The organism is Salipiger bermudensis, assembly GCF_017309175.1.
In the GTDB taxonomy this organism is placed as follows: Bacteria; Pseudomonadota; Alphaproteobacteria; order Rhodobacterales; family Rhodobacteraceae; genus Salipiger; species Salipiger bermudensis.
The window spans coordinates 374,201-386,932 of the sequence record NZ_JAEKJV010000001.1 but is presented as its reverse complement, the minus strand read 5'-3'; the positions used below and the strand labels follow the sequence as shown (position 1 = coordinate 386,932).

Annotated in this window: 11 protein-coding genes; 5 read left to right on the top strand and 6 right to left on the bottom strand. The window is 67.9% G+C overall.

Annotated features, from left to right (window positions below):
* Positions 1-146 precede the first annotated feature (146 nt).
* The 5 genes from pdhA to JF542_RS01900 all read left to right on the top strand — a co-directional run bounded on the left by pdhA (position 147) and on the right by JF542_RS01900 (position 5,586).
* Positions 147-1,169: a pyruvate dehydrogenase (acetyl-transferring) E1 component subunit alpha gene (gene pdhA / locus JF542_RS01920; RefSeq protein WP_007792192.1), complete on the top strand. Its 1,023-nt coding sequence runs from the start codon at positions 147-149 to the stop codon at positions 1,167-1,169.
* An 18-nt stretch (positions 1,170-1,187) separates the two neighbouring features.
* Positions 1,188-2,573, top strand: a complete 1,386-nt coding sequence (locus tag JF542_RS01915) for a pyruvate dehydrogenase complex E1 component subunit beta (protein ID WP_207074523.1) — start codon at positions 1,188-1,190, stop codon at positions 2,571-2,573.
* Positions 2,570-2,833, top strand: a complete 264-nt coding sequence (locus JF542_RS01910) for a hypothetical protein (RefSeq protein ID WP_207074522.1) — start codon at positions 2,570-2,572, stop codon at positions 2,831-2,833. The genes JF542_RS01915 and JF542_RS01910 overlap by 4 nt, the downstream gene beginning before the upstream one ends.
* A 4-nt stretch (positions 2,834-2,837) precedes the next feature.
* Entirely contained in the window at positions 2,838-4,178 is a 1,341-nt protein-coding gene (locus tag JF542_RS01905; RefSeq protein ID WP_007792182.1) for a pyruvate dehydrogenase complex dihydrolipoamide acetyltransferase, read from the top strand.
* A 220-nt stretch (positions 4,179-4,398) separates the two neighbouring features.
* Positions 4,399-5,586: an MFS transporter gene (locus JF542_RS01900; protein ID WP_007792180.1), complete on the top strand. Its 1,188-nt coding sequence runs from the start codon at positions 4,399-4,401 to the stop codon at positions 5,584-5,586.
* 82 nt (positions 5,587-5,668) lie between these two features.
* On the opposite strand, the gene cysE is transcribed toward JF542_RS01900, so the two are convergent.
* The 6 genes from cysE to JF542_RS01870 form a co-directional block, all read right to left on the bottom strand.
* A complete protein-coding gene (gene cysE, locus JF542_RS01895) occupies positions 5,669-6,487 on the bottom strand; it encodes a serine O-acetyltransferase (protein ID WP_007792177.1) in 819 nt (272 codons plus the stop codon).
* Positions 6,488-6,579: 92 nt separating this feature from the next.
* Positions 6,580-6,867, bottom strand: coding sequence for a DUF7742 family protein (locus JF542_RS01890; RefSeq protein ID WP_207074521.1), 288 nt, complete (start codon positions 6,865-6,867; stop codon positions 6,580-6,582).
* Positions 6,864-10,769 (bottom strand): baseplate multidomain protein megatron, encoded by a 3,906-nt coding sequence (locus JF542_RS01885; RefSeq protein ID WP_207074520.1) that lies wholly within the window; start codon positions 10,767-10,769, stop codon positions 6,864-6,866. Before JF542_RS01885 ends, JF542_RS01890 begins: the two co-directional genes overlap by 4 nt.
* Complete coding sequence (locus JF542_RS01880) at positions 10,769-11,206, bottom strand: NlpC/P60 family protein (protein ID WP_207074519.1); 438 nt, start codon at positions 11,204-11,206, stop codon at positions 10,769-10,771. Before JF542_RS01880 ends, JF542_RS01885 begins: the two co-directional genes overlap by 1 nt.
* Complete coding sequence (locus tag JF542_RS01875) at positions 11,203-12,084, bottom strand: DUF2163 domain-containing protein (RefSeq protein ID WP_207074518.1); 882 nt, start codon at positions 12,082-12,084, stop codon at positions 11,203-11,205. Before JF542_RS01875 ends, JF542_RS01880 begins: the two co-directional genes overlap by 4 nt.
* Positions 12,084-12,716 carry a DUF2460 domain-containing protein gene (locus JF542_RS01870; protein ID WP_207074517.1) on the bottom strand — a complete coding sequence of 211 codons (633 nt, stop codon included), beginning with the start codon at positions 12,714-12,716 and terminating at the stop codon, positions 12,084-12,086. The genes JF542_RS01875 and JF542_RS01870 overlap by 1 nt, the downstream gene beginning before the upstream one ends.
* Positions 12,717-12,732 lie beyond the last annotated feature (16 nt).

Sequence of the window (12,732 nt, the reverse complement as noted above, 5' to 3'; positions counted from 1 at the left end):
CCTGCGCCAGCCGCGCCCCAGGTGAAGGCCCCTGCCCGTCCCACGGGATTTTTTCTCTGCCCCGGGGGAAGCGGGCTTTGACACTCGCGCTTCCTCTGGGTAGGCTGCACGAAAGTTTAACACTAAACTAGTTGGGGAGGAATCGCATGGCCGCCCGGAAATCTGCTGCCAAGCCGAACGTCTCGCCCGAGGAGCTCAAGCAATACTACCGTGACATGCTGCTCATCCGCCGCTTCGAAGAGAAGGCGGGTCAGTTGTACGGTATGGGGCTCATCGGCGGCTTTTGTCACCTTTATATCGGCCAGGAAGCCGTGGTCGTCGGCCTCGAGGCCGCGGCGGAGGAAGGCGACAAGCGCGTCACCTCCTATAGAGACCACGGCCACATGTTGGCCTGCGGCATGGACCCGAACGGGGTCATGGCCGAGCTCACCGGCCGCGAGGGCGGCTACTCGAAGGGCAAGGGCGGCTCGATGCACATGTTCAGTCGCGAGAAGCACTTCTACGGCGGTCACGGCATCGTCGGCGCGCAGGTGCCGCTCGGCGCCGGCCTCGCCTTCGCCGACAACTACCTCGAGAACGGCCGGGTGACCTTCACCTATTTCGGGGACGGCGCCGCCAACCAGGGCCAGGTCTACGAGACCTTCAACATGGCCTCGATCTGGAAGCTGCCGGTGGTGTTCGTGATCGAGAACAACCAGTACGCCATGGGCACGGCGCAGAAGCGCTCGACCTCGGGCGAGGACATCTACACCCGCGGCGCGCCCTTCGGCATTCCCGGCGAGCTGGTCGACGGCATGGACGTGCTCAAGGTCAAGGAAGCGGGCGAGAAGGCGGTCGAGCACTGCCGCGCCGGCAAGGGCCCCTACATCCTCGAGATCAAGACCTACCGCTACCGCGGCCACTCGATGTCGGACCCGGCCAAGTACCGGACCCGCGAGGAAGTCCAGAAGATGCGCGAAGAGCGCGACCCGATCCAGAACGTCCGCGACCTGCTGCTCCAGGGCAAGCATGCCAGCGAGGACGATCTCAAGGCGATCGACAAGGAAATCAAGGACATCGTGAACGCCTCCGCCGAGTTCGCCAAGGAGAGCCCGGAGCCGGCGCTCGAGGAACTCTGGACCGACATCTATTCCGACGACGTGCCCCAGGGCGACGCGATCGAGGCCTGAGGCAGGAGAGAACACGATATGGCAACGCAAATCCTGATGCCCGCCCTGTCCCCCACCATGGAAGAGGGCACGCTGGCGAAATGGCTGGTCAAGGAGGGCGACACCGTCACCTCCGGTGACATCCTCGCCGAGATCGAGACCGACAAGGCGACGATGGAATTCGAAGCGGTCGACGAGGGCATCGTCGGCAAGATCCTCGTCGAGGAAGGCTCCGAGGGCGTGAAGGTCAACACGCCCATCGCGGTTCTGGTCGAGGAAGGCGAAAGCGTCGACGACGCCGAGGCCTCGGACGCCGCCGCGCCCGCAGCCAGCGACGAGAGCGCCCCGGCCGAAGCCAAGGGCGATGTCGCCCCCGGCCCGCAGGAGCCCGCCTCCTCGGTGCCCGCCGCCGCGGCCTCGCCGGACTGGCCGGAAGGCACCGAAATGAAGACCCAGACCGTGCGCGAGGCGCTGCGGGATGCCATGGCCGAAGAGATGCGCTCGGACGCGAACGTCTTCGTCATGGGTGAGGAGGTCGCCGAGTACCAGGGCGCCTACAAGGTCACCCAGGGTCTGCTCGACGAGTTCGGCGGCAAGCGCGTCATCGACACCCCGATCACCGAGCACGGCTTTGCCGGCATCGGCGTCGGCGCGGCCTTCGGCGGCCTCAAGCCGATCGTCGAGTTCATGACCTTCAACTTCGCCATGCAGGCGATCGACCAGATCATCAACTCGGCCGCCAAGACGCTCTACATGTCCGGCGGCCAGATGGGCGCCCCCATGGTGTTCCGCGGCCCCAACGGCGCCGCCGCCCGCGTCGGCGCGCAGCACTCCCAGGACTACGCGGCATGGTACGCGATGATCCCGGGCCTCAAGGTGGCGATGCCCTACTCGGCCGCAGACGCAAAAGGCCTGCTCAAGTCGGCGATCCGCGATCCCAACCCGGTGATCTTCCTCGAGAACGAGATCCTCTATGGCCGCTCCTTCGAGGTGCCGGTGATGGACGATTTCACCGTACCCTTCGGCAAGGCGAAGATCTGGCGCGAAGGCTCTGACGTGACCCTCGTCAGCTTCGGCATCGGCATGCAATACGCGCTCGAGGCGGCTGACAAGCTGGCCGAAGAGGGCATCGAGGCCGAGGTGATCGACCTGCGCACCCTGCGCCCGATCGATTACGGCACGGTCATCGATTCGGTGAAGAAGACCAACCGCTGCGTGACCATCGAAGAGGGCTTCCCGGTGGGCTCCATCGGCAACCATATCGGCGCCTACATCATGCAGAACGCGTTCGACTATCTCGACGCGCCGGTGATCAACTGCGCCGGCAAGGACGTTCCGATGCCCTACGCCGCCAACCTCGAGAAGCACGCGCTGGTCACCACCGCCGAGGTGCTCGAGGCGGTCAAGCAGGTGACCTACCGGTGAGCCCGGTCGAGGTCATCGGTCGCGACGTCGCGCGCGAGGCCTACCGCGTCCAGGTGGACGTGGCGGGCTCCGCGCGGACGGCCTTCGTGCCCGAGTGCCTCATGGAAACGCTGCGCCCGGGCGAGCGCCCGAGCCACCAGCAAGCCTATGAATGGATCGCCGCCCATCGCGGCAAGATCGAGACCGCGGTGATCGCACGGGCCGCGGCGCGCCAGCCGCGCCCGCCCTACGATCTCGTGACCCTCGCCGAGGAGAGCTGACAACATGCCCACCGAAATCCTGATGCCCGCCCTGTCGCCGACCATGGAGGAAGGCACCCTGGCCAAATGGCTGGTCAAGGAAGGCGATACCGTGAATTCCGGCGACATCCTCGCCGAGATCGAAACCGACAAGGCCACGATGGAGTTCGAGGCCGTCGATGAAGGCACCATCGGCAAGATCCTGATCGAGGACGGCACCGAGGGCGTGAAGGTGAACACGCCGATCGCCGTGCTGCTCGAGGAAGGCGAAAGCGCCGACGACATCGACAGCGCGTCCGCCTCCCCTGCCCCTGCCCCTGCCGCCGAGGACAAGGCCCCGGCCAAGGACGAGGCCAAGGCCGCCGCCGCGACGCCCGCCGCCGCTTCGGCCAGCGCTGCCCCCGCAGCACCGCAGGGCTCGGATGGCAAGCGCATCTTCGCCACCCCGCTGGCGCGTCGCATCGCCGCCGACAAGGGGCTCGATCTGGCGCAGATCAAGGGCTCGGGCCCGCATGGCCGAATCGTGAAGGCCGACGTGGAAAGCGCCAAGCCCGGCGCCGCCGAGGCTCCGAAATCCGCCGAGGCGCCCGCCGCCAAGGCAGCCCCCGCCGCGTCGGGTGGCGGCATGCCCACCGGCCCCTCCGCCGAGCAGGTCCTCAAGATGTACGAGGGCCGCGACTTCGAGGAGGTCAAGCTGGACGGCATGCGCCGTACCGTGGGTGCCCGCCTCACCGAATCCAAGCAGACCATCCCGCACTTCTACCTGCGCCGTGACATCAAGCTCGACGCGCTGCTGAAGTTCCGCAGCCAGCTCAACAAGCAACTCGAGGGCCGCGGCGTGAAGCTTTCGGTCAACGACTTCATCATCAAGGCCTGCGCGCTGGCGCTCCAGGCCGTGCCCGATGCCAACGCGGTCTGGGCCGGCGACCGGATGCTCAAGCTCAAGCCCTCCGATGTTGCCGTGGCCGTGGCCATCGACGGCGGCCTCTTCACCCCGGTGCTCAAGGACGCGGAGATGAAATCCCTCTCCGCCCTGTCCACCGAGATGAAGGACCTCGCGTCCCGCGCCCGCGGCAAGAAGCTTGCGCCGCATGAATATGTCGGTGGCAGCTTCGCGATCTCCAACCTCGGCATGTTCGGCATCGACAACTTCGACGCCGTCATCAACCCGCCGCACGGCGCCATCCTCGCGGTCGGCGCCGGGGTCAAGAAGCCCATCGTCGGCGACGACGGCGAACTGACCGTGGCGACGGTGATGTCGGTGACGCTCTCGGTCGATCACCGGGTCATCGACGGCGCGCTTGGCGCCGAACTCCTGAAGGCGATCGTCGAGAACCTCGAGAACCCGATGGTGATGCTCGCCTGACCTGTCTTCAGGTTCGCATCATTGAGACGCCCGCCGCCCACCGGCGGGCGTTTCCTTTTGCTCCGATGTATGTTTCCGGTGCATGGCCCCCTTGCAGACAATCCGGCTTGTGCGCTCCCCCACCGGGCCGTTAGCGTAAGACATGCTGCACTGCGGCAGGTTTGCCTATGCCTGCCGTCAAGATCCCCACGACGTCACCCCGACACTTCGGAGCTGTTCCATGGTCTATACCGACCGCCAGGCCCGCCTGACGATCCTGTCACTCGCCCTTGGCGCCTTTGCCATTGGCGTGACCGAGTTCGCCGCCATGGGCCTCCTGCCCTATTACGCGCTCGATCTCGGCGTCACCGAACCCGAGGCCGGCTTTGCGGTCAGCGGCTATGCCATCGGCGTGGTGGTCGGCGCGCCGGTGCTGGCGGTGCTCGGCAGCATGTTGCCGCGCAAGCTCTTGCTGGTGCTGCTGATGGCGTTCTTCATGCTGACCAACGTGCTCACCGCCCTTGCCACCGGGCTTGACACGCTGGTCATCGCGCGCGTGCTCTCGGGCTTGCCGCACGGGGCCTTCCTCGGCATCGGCATGCTCTTCGCCGCCGAGATGATGCCGCAGGGCCGCAAGGCGGCTGGCGTGGCGCAGGTGCTGATGGGGCTGACCATTGCCAATGTCATCGGCGTGCCCGCTGCCGGAGCCATCGGTCAGTATTTCGGCTGGCGCTGGTGCTTCGTGCTGGTGGCGGTGATCGCCGCCGGTTCGGCGCTGATGATCGCCCGCGTCGCGCCCGAGCCGCAGGACGGCCCGGCAGCGAGCCCGCTGCGCGAACTCTCTGCGCTGGCCAACCGCGCCGTGTGGCTGACGCTGGCCGTCGGTGCCGTGGGCTTCGGTGCGGTCTTCGCGGTCTATTCCTACTTCTCCGCCGCGCTGATCTCGGCCACGGATGCACCCGCCTGGGCGATCCCGCTGGCGCTGTCGTGCTTCGGCATCGGGGCCACCGCCGGCAACTACTATGCGGGCCGCCTCGCCGCGTGGTCGCATTTCGGCGGCACCCTGCTGCTGCTCATCGGCATGGTCGTCTGCTCGCTGATCTATGCCGCGGTGATGGGCCAGTGGATCGCGATGATCCTCGTGGTGATGGCGCTCGGCCTGACCGCCGGTCTGGTGATCCCGCTGCAGATGCGCCTGATGGACGTGGCCGGCGAAGGTCAGACCCTCGCGGCCGCGCTCAACCACGCCGCCTTCAACGCCGCCAATGCGCTGGGTCCTTGGCTCGCGGGCATGGCACTCGCCGCCGGTCACGGCTTCAGCGCCACCGGCATCGTGGGCGCGGGTCTCGGGGCTGCCGGGATCGCGGTCCTGGGCCTCGCTTGGCTCGACGCCCGCCCGCGCCGCGGCGCGGTGATCCCGGCGGAGTAAGGCGCTCTAGAGGACGACGAAAAAGGGCCGGGCTCCATCCGTGGAGCCCGGCCCTTCTTGTCTCTGACTAGAAGGCCTCTGCTCAGCCGGTGCAGTTGCAGCCGGTGAGTTTCTGATCCATGTTGCGCGACGGCTGATCGCAGCCGGCATCGCCGACGATCTTGGCCGGGACGCCCGCCACGGTCTTGCACGGCGGCACTTCCTCAAGCACCACCGAACCCGCCGCGATGCGCGAGCCGTTGCCGATGCGAATATTTCCCAGCACCTTGGCGCCGGCACCGATCAGCACGCCATCGCCGATCTTGGGGTGACGGTCCTCGTCTTCCTTGCCGGTGCCGCCCAGCGTCACCGAGTGCAGGATCGAGACGTCATTGCCGACCTTGGCGGTCTCGCCGATGACGATGGAGTGGGCGTGGTCGATCATGATCCCCTGCCCGATCTCGGCGGCGGGGTGAATGTCGACGCCGTAGAGCTCGGACGCACGCATCTGGAAAAAGAACGCCAGATCCCAACGCCCCTGCCCCCAGAGCCAATGCGCCACGCGCTGGGTCTGCACCGCCTGGAAGCCCTTGAAGTAGAGCAGCGGTTGCAGGAAGCGGTGGCAGGCCGGGTCGCGATCGAAGGTGGCGCGGATATCGGCCCGCGCCGCACGCGCCAGCCACGGATCCGAGGCATAGGCCTCGTCGCAGATCTCGCGCAGGATCTGGTCCGACATCTCGCCGTTCGAGAGTTTCATGGCGATGCGGAAGGCCAGCGCGCCCTCGATGGTGGCGTGGTGCAGCACCGAGACATGCACCATCCCGCCCAGAAGCGGCTCGTCCGCGACGGCCTGTTCGGCTTCGCGGGTGATGCGGTCCCAGACCGGGTCCAGCTCGGCGATCCTTGCGCGGGTTTCGGCCATCGTAACCTCCGTTTGATCCGGTTCTTATAGCAGATAGGCCGGGAGGGCTGAAACGCAAAACCGTGATGGTTGGAATCGTCGGTGGTGATGGCTTACCGCTCACGATGGCGCAACCGGACCGCCTCCAGCGCGAGGATCAGGCAATCGGCATAGTCGGGATCATCGAGGCGCCGCTCCGGCGCGACCGGACGCGACAGCGCCGCCGCCATCAACGTGCCGTTGCCCCAGTCGGGATGGGCCCGCCCGAAATGGCGGCGGTAGCGGTCGGCGGCGTCGGCCTGGGTCACCATCTCTCGCGCCTGACGCCAGCGCATCCCGCGCGGCACCGCCAGCAGCGCACAGGCGGCACAGATCACGTCGCCATGCAGGACCGGCCTCATGCTGTGAGCGACAGCCTCGCGAAGGGCCCCGGCCCGTAGCGCGCCGAGACCTGTGCCACCGCGATCTCGAAACTCCCGCTGAGGCCATCCTGAGCGGGGTCATAGCTCCATTGTGGCGTCGCAACCTGCGCGCTACGCAGCACCGTCTCGCCCTGCATCACACGAACCTCGTAGAGCTCCTGCTCCTCTCCAAGCGGCACCTCGGCAAGCTCCCAGTCGTCACCGTCGATGCGGGTGCGGCGGATCCAGCTCAGCGCCAACGTGCCGCCCTGATCCTCGGCCCGCAGATGCACCGGGCTGAATGGCCGCAGCCCGTTGCCGTCGAAGGCGTGGACCTCATGCACATAGCTCGGATCGTCATAGCCGCGCCGCGCGGGTCCGATGCGTAAATGCCGCTGCTGCCGCCTCAGGGCCGCCGCAAGCGCGATCTGCTGCGGCACCCCGTCAAGCCGCACCACCCACGAGCCCGCCGGCCAGACCTCTGGCATCAGAGCGTCGGTGCCGAGCTGCCCGCGCAGGCGGTGGCTCAGCAGCCAGGTGGCCTCTCCCGCCATCTGCGCATCGCGGAACTGCATCAGCTCCCAACCGCCCGGACTGCCATCGCCGATCGCCACGAGGTTGCCGCCGCCCAGCAGCGCCGCGTCGTCGATCGCGGCGAGCTCGCCCGAGAGCATCCGCACCTGCAAAGCCGCGCCACGGGCGATCCGACCCGAGGGCGCCCGCGCCAGGGCGGTCTCGGTCACGCCGACTGCCGAGCGCGCTGCGATGATCTCGTTCAGAGCGTAATCGGCATCAGAGGCGGAATCGTAGACCGCCACGGAGCCGGGCCAAGGCTCGGCGGTGAGCGCGAGATGCGGCGCATGCGGGACCTCGTCACCGGTGATCAGCGGCAGGTCGAGGAACAGCGGCAGCACCTGCACCGCCGGCACGAAGCCGCGCAGGATCGCGGCATCGTCGGGGAAATCCGACGGCAGGTAGACATCGGGCTCGAAGCGCACCGCCTCGACCATCTGCTGCGCGCCGATCTCGACGCGATCAACCCGCGCCACGACCTCGCCCGCCTCTCCGGGCAGGGAGATGATGTCTCCCGCGCTGACCCCGAGACGCGACGGCGGCAGCGAGAAGCGCAGGGTGTCGCGCGCAACGCGCGACTCCGCCAGCCAGCGCTCCAGCGTCAGCCGCGCCTCGCGCCGAGTCAGTTCCATCGGCAACTCGGTCTCGGCGACGGCATGGGTGCGGTCATCGGGCAGCACCGTCTCCTCGGCCACCGCCAGATGATCGCCATCGGCCTCGAGGAAGCGCAGCCGCACCCGCCCCGCCATCTCCGCCTCAGCGGCGCGGATCTGCACCAGATCGCCATCAAGCTCCGACGACACGGCGAGCGCATCGCGAGTCAGTGCCTGCACGGGTCGGTCCTTGCGCAGGATGAAGTGCAGGCTGCCGTCGCGCTCCACCGCGTCAAAGCCATGTGCCAGCATCAGCGGTTGCAGCGCGCGCCGGGCATCGCCCACCTCGCCCACCACGTAGCCACGCACCCAGCCGTGCAGCGCGCTCACGTCGTAGTCCTGCAGACCCGCACGCTCGCAGATTTCCGCCACCACCGAGGCCAGCGTGCGCGAGGAGACACGGCCGGTGATCCAATGCCCGCGCCGATAGTTGTCGCCGTCGGCCCAGAGTTCGGCGAGCCCCGGGAACCAAGGGTAGGGCCGTGCGTCCCAAGCCCAGACATAGGCGTGGTCCATGTCGAGCATCGGCGCGCCGTACTCCTCCGAGACCGGGTTATTGGCCGGGTCGGTCCAGTATCCATGCATTGCCCGCAGGTACTGGCGCTGGATCAGCTCGTCTCGCAAGCCGTTGGAATAGTAAGGCAAGTCGCTCTCGGAGCTCTTGGGGTCGAGGAATTTGTTGGGCTGGTTGGTGCCCTTGTCCACCGCCGGGCAGCCCAGCTCGGTAAAGCGGATCGGTTTCGATCCCGGCACCCAGCCGGTCGGGTCGGGCTGCCGCACGCCGCCGATGCGCTCGTAATGGGCGTGGTCCCACCAGTTGCGGATGTCCTTGTAGCGAAACACCCAAGGCTCGTGGTGCGCGCCATCGGTGATCGGCTCGCGGCGCTGCGCGTCGCGGGCCTGTTCTGAGGGATAGTACCAGTCGTAGCCCTCGCCGCCCGCCACGTTGGCCATCAGGTAGCCGGGGTCGTAGACCGCGCCCCAGGCGGCATCGGCGTGGTCGCTGCCCTCGCGCCAGTCCGAGAGCGGCATGTAATTGTCGATGCCGATGAAGTCGATCTGGTCATCGGACCACAGCGGATCGAGGTGAAAATACACATCGCCCGAGCCGTCCTGCGGCTGGTAGCCGAAATACTCCGACCAGTCGGCGGCATAGCTGAGCTTGACCTCCGGCCCCAGAAGCGCCCGGCACTCCGCCGCCAGCGCCCGTAGCGCCGCCACCGCCGGAAAGTCGCTCGCGCCCCGGATCCATGTCAGGCTGCGCATCTCCGAGCCAATGCAGAACGCCTCGACGCCCCCGGCGGCGGCGCAGAGCGCCGCGTGGTGCAGGATGAAGCGGCGATAGCTCCACTCCTCGGGGCCGGTATAGGTTACCTCGCCGTCGGTAATCGTGAAATCCGAGGCCTGCGCCGTGCCGAAGAACGCCGCCACCTGAGCGTCGGCGGCGGAGGTGCCATCGGGCGAGCCGGGCCGCCCGGGCGCCACGTCGAGCGTGATGCGCCCCCGCCACGGCAGTTCCGGCTGGTCCTCGGCATCGCTCCAAGGATCCGGCAGGCCGTTGCCGTCCATCTGGTCCATCAGGATGAAGGGGTAGACCAGCACGTCGAGCCCCTGCGCCACCATGCGTCGGATCGCCTGGATCACCGAGGCGTCGCAGGGCGTGCCGCCATAGACCGGGCGACCGTCAAGCTCGGGCACCGCCTGCGCCGTGCCCCTTGTGGCGCCACAGACCTGCCACGGCATGTTCCTCGACTCAAATTGCTTTTGCTCGACCTTCGGACGGATTTCGCAGGTTCCGCAGCGCAGGTCGCCGCCGAACCAGCTCACCACCAGCGAGACTGCGCCGCAGTTCGGCACTTCCTCGGTCAGCTGGTCGAGCGAGACATTGAAATCAGGGGCCTCCGAGGGGCTGTTGACATTTGGAAGCCCCGAGCCGTTCTCGCTGTAGCTCATGTAGACAGGCTCGGTCGCCAGCGCGTATTCCCCGGTGCCCGGGATCATCGCCACGCCGCGAATGATATGCGGCACGTCTTCGGGATCGTCCTGCACCGGGCGGGTGACCTCGAAGCTCAACTGAGGCACCCGGTTGCCGTAATTCTCGAGCGTCATGTCCTCGATCACCACATAGGCGGTGCCGCGATAGGCCGGCACCTGTCCGACCCCCTCGACCGCCTCGATCTTGGGGTCGGGCAACTGGTCCCTGCTGCCGGTATAGACCCGCATGTTCAGATCGCCCACCGGGATCTCGGCACCATCGGCCCAGACCCGGTTGACGCTGGTGATCTCGCCCTCGCAAAGCGCCAGAGCAAGGCTCAGCGAATAGCTGTAGCTCTTCACCGTCTGGCTTGGACCGCCTCCGCCCTTGCCGCCGCCACCGACCTTGTCCTTGTCGACCCGCTCGCGAAACTCTGTGGCCCAGATCACCTGCCCGCCAAGACGCATCCGGCCATAGGCCTGCGGGATCGCCGCGCCCTCGCCGGCCCCGCTGAGGAAAAAACGGTCGATGCGCCCGGTCTCGACGGTCTCCGAGCCCTGTCCCATCAGCCGCTGGTCGAGCGCCCGCCCGAGGCTGGCACCGATGAACCGGCCCACCGCAGTCATCGACAAGCCAAGTACCGAGCCACCGATGGCTCCGCCCACGGCGGCGCCTACGGCGGAAAAGACGATTGTCGCCATCAGCTTGCTCCTTCCGGGAACGCAAAACGCGCCGCCAGCCGGCGGCGCCAGGGCCGGCTGAGCCGACTTTCGACCACGCCGTGGCCGCTATAGGCATGAACAAAGCTCGCCGCCGCGCCAAGACCGGCCTGCAGCCCGAGATGCTTGGCCACCGAGCCATCGCGCATGCGAAACAGCAGCACGTCGCCCGGCGCCTCCTCCTCGAGCGGCTTGCGCGCCATGTGCCGCAGCGCGGCGGCCAGCAGCGCCTCCTCGCCCTGCGGCTCGGACCAGTCGCGGGTATAGGCGGGCACCGTCTCCGGCTCCGGGCCGATCACCTCGCGCCAGACCCCGCGCACGAGGCCGAGGCAATCGCACCCCGCCCCGCGCAGCGAGGCCTGATGGCGATAGGGCGTGCCGATCCAGCCCCGCGCTGCGCTCACGATCCGCGTGCTCATCGCCGGCTTCCCCCGCCCTTGGCCTTGGCCCGGGTCGGATGCACCAGCATCCAGTCCTCCTCGGGAATGTCTGGAAAGCCCTGGAAGTTCAGGACGTTGTTGAATTTCAGCCGGCAGGTCTCGAAACGCTTGTCGCAGCCCGCCTCGAGCCGCACCAGATCGCCCGCCACAAGCGTCGCCCCAAGCGGGTGCCAAAGCTCGATCCGCCGCCCCTCTTCGCTGAAACGGTCGCGCTTGATCGCCCCCGTCAGCCCCTGCGCCGCACCGCTCAGCACCACCAGCCGGCCGCGTTGGAACCAGCCCGCCTCGAAGCCGGTCAGCGCGCCGAAGAGCAGTTCGCGGTTGTCCTGCACCTGCACCGCTGCGCCCTCGTGAAAATACCCCGGCTCGCCAAGATCGACACGGCAGCTCGCATCCCCCAGCACCGCCGTGCACGGTGCCTGATAGACGCGCCCCAGCGGCCGGTTCAGCGCCTCGGTCAGGCCGCGCAGCTCGGCGTGAAAGGCCCCGCCCGCGCGCCGGATCTCGCCGATCGAGCCGCGGAACAGCATCCGCCGCTGACTCACATCCTGCCAGTTGACCAGCCAGCACACCACCTCGGCCCCATCGAAGCGCCCGGCTTCAATATCCGCCTCCGACAGCGCATCGTCGCGCAGCGCACCCATCGCCTCGGAATTGTCGACCGAGAGCCCCGTGGCCTGCTGCAGCGTTCTGGCGCTGAGGCCAGTATCGGCGCGATAGATCTGCCCGTCGAACGCCAGATCGCGGTCGTGTTCGGTGAACCCGAGCGCGACACCATCGGCCCGCGTGACCGCCCAGCAACGCGCCACGGTGCCAAGCCCGCCGGCCAGATGCGCATGTAGCTCCGCCGCCCCCATCAGACCCGCACCTCGACCACCGGAACGTCGGGCGCCTGCCCGGCCTGGAAGCTCGCGACGCTCACGTTGATGCGCTCGGTGTCGAAGCGCACCGGCACGTCGAACTCGTAGCCCGCGGTGATCTCGACGCCGGAAAGCGGCGGGTCGGTGAAGGTGATCGTGCCCGTGGTCAGGTCGAGCGCGAAATGCACGCCCTCGCGCATCTCCACGTCCTGCACGGCGGAGATCACCGTGCCCGCCACCGGCTTGGTGATCGGGCGGGCATAGCTGGCCCCGCCGGAGCGATAGACCTTGACCAACTGGAAGCTCCGCGTCGCCCCGTCGCCCCGCGCGATCACCTGGTCGCCGGGGCTCACCGTGCCCGAGGGCTTGCAGGAGCGATAATCGGCCCAATCTTTCCAGCGAAACCCGTAGAGCTGGCCGTGCCGCGCCTCGAAGAACGCCAGCAGCTGCTCGATATCGTCGAGCCCGCGCAGCCCCAGCCCCGCATCGTAGCGCCGGCGCGAATGCGCCCAGGGGCTATTGCGCTCCTCGAAGCCGCTGCTCAGTTCGACCACGTCCGTGCGCCGCTCGGGCCCTCCGAGCGCGCCAAAGCTCAGGTCGGCGGGAAATCTCACCTCGTGGAAACTCATGCTCTTCTCCTCAGCT

Bases quoted from the DNA above. Each gene is read 5' to 3' on its own strand.
- JF542_RS01905 (WP_007792182.1), top strand. From the start codon at position 2,838: ATGCCCACCGAAATCCTGATGCCCGCCCTGTCGCCGACCATGGAGGAA.
- JF542_RS01875 (WP_207074518.1), bottom strand. From the start codon at position 12,084: ATGGGGGCGGCGGAGCTACATGCGCATCTGGCCGGCGGGCTTGGCACC.
- JF542_RS01885 (WP_207074520.1), bottom strand. From the start codon at position 10,769: ATGGCGACAATCGTCTTTTCCGCCGTAGGCGCCGCCGTGGGCGGAGCC.
- pdhA (WP_007792192.1), top strand. From the start codon at position 147: ATGGCCGCCCGGAAATCTGCTGCCAAGCCGAACGTCTCGCCCGAGGAG.
- JF542_RS01880 (WP_207074519.1), bottom strand. From the start codon at position 11,206: ATGAGCACGCGGATCGTGAGCGCAGCGCGGGGCTGGATCGGCACGCCC.
- JF542_RS01870 (WP_207074517.1), bottom strand. From the start codon at position 12,716: ATGAGTTTCCACGAGGTGAGATTTCCCGCCGACCTGAGCTTTGGCGCG.
- JF542_RS01890 (WP_207074521.1), bottom strand. From the start codon at position 6,867: ATGAGGCCGGTCCTGCATGGCGACGTGATCTGTGCCGCCTGTGCGCTG.
- JF542_RS01915 (WP_207074523.1), top strand. From the start codon at position 1,188: ATGGCAACGCAAATCCTGATGCCCGCCCTGTCCCCCACCATGGAAGAG.
- cysE (WP_007792177.1), bottom strand. From the start codon at position 6,487: ATGGCCGAAACCCGCGCAAGGATCGCCGAGCTGGACCCGGTCTGGGAC.
- JF542_RS01900 (WP_007792180.1), top strand. From the start codon at position 4,399: ATGGTCTATACCGACCGCCAGGCCCGCCTGACGATCCTGTCACTCGCC.